We start from the raw sequence: 1,243 nt of genomic DNA, 5'->3' as shown, positions 1-1,243 counted from the left end.
GCGAGTTTACCATCAGACTGGAAGCGGAGCAGCGGGTCAGCGATAATCTCGGTACGGACACGATAAGCGCCTTTGCCCGCTCCACAGCGCTTGTCAATGGTGGCTATGTGGTCACCTGGACAAGTAGTCAGGCCGATGCTGCGGGCTATGAGGTCCATGGCCGCGTGTTTTCCGAAAGTGGTACGCCTATTGGCGAAGAACTGGTGATTAATGCGACGTCCTCCGGAGATCAGTGGCTGTCTTCTGCGGCCGGTCTGAATGATGGCAGTTTCGTGGTGGTGTGGCTGTCGACCGATCAGGATGGTTCAGGCGAGGGCATTTTTGGCCAGCGCTTTGATGAAAGCGGCGTGCCCGTCGGAGACGAGTTTCAGCTCAACACCGAAACTGACGGACATCAGAGCTTACCTGACGTTGCTGCGCTGAACGACGGGGGGTTTGTTGCCGTGTGGTATTCGTACGGTCAGGATGGTGATCAGGGGGGCATCTTTGCGCAGCGCTTTAGCCAGGACGGCACGCCATCGGGATCCGAGTTCCAGGTGAACACGCATACTGCGGGGCAACAGATCTGGCCAACTGTCACCGTGCTTACGGATGGGAGTTTTGTCGTCAGCTGGCAGTCCGCGCTGCAGGATGGAGACCTGTTTGGTATCTATGGTCAGCGTTTCAACGCTGATGGAACCCCCCTTGGCGCGGAGTTCCAAATCAACACGCACACGGCAAGCGAACAAGGCGAGCCTTCAATCACGGCGCTGGAAGACGGGGGATTTGTCGTCACCTGGCAATCCTTTGATCAGGATGGTGCATTCTGGGGTGCCTATGGCCAAAAATACAATGCCGATGGCTCAGCAGCAGGTGGCGAATTCCAGATCAATACCGCCACGGAGTATAACCAGTACTGGGTTTCGGTGTCCGGGTTGCAAGACGGTGGATTTGTAGCAACCTGGACATCTTATGGCCAGGATGGATCTGGTGCCAGTATTCATGGTCAGAAATACGCCGCTGACGGCTCAACAGTCGGCGGCGAGTTCCAGGTGAACACGCAGTGGATCTATCACAACCAGATGTATCCCGATGTCGTCGGCCTGGAAGATGGCGGGTTTGCGATCAGCTGGCATTCGTATGGCCAGGTTAATACGCCTGACGGTTTTGAAATCTATTCTCAGCTCTTTGATGCGGAAGGCAACAAGGTCATCCGGACAATCTTTGACGGCGGTGACGGGGACGACACGCTCAATCTGTCTGC

At 56.0% G+C, this 1,243-nt stretch carries 1 protein-coding gene; it reads left to right on the top strand.

What is annotated here, in order from left to right:
• The coding region (locus ACFWW2_RS25540) for a hypothetical protein (protein WP_393933284.1) at positions 1 to 1,243 on the top strand (1,243 nt) is incomplete at both ends.

Origin of the sequence: Yoonia sp. R2-816 (assembly GCF_046762905.1) — a bacterium.
In the GTDB taxonomy this organism is placed as follows: Bacteria; Pseudomonadota; Alphaproteobacteria; order Rhodobacterales; family Rhodobacteraceae; genus Yoonia.
Note: the sequence above shows the minus strand (reverse complement) of the source record. Positions and strands in the feature narration are given on the sequence as shown.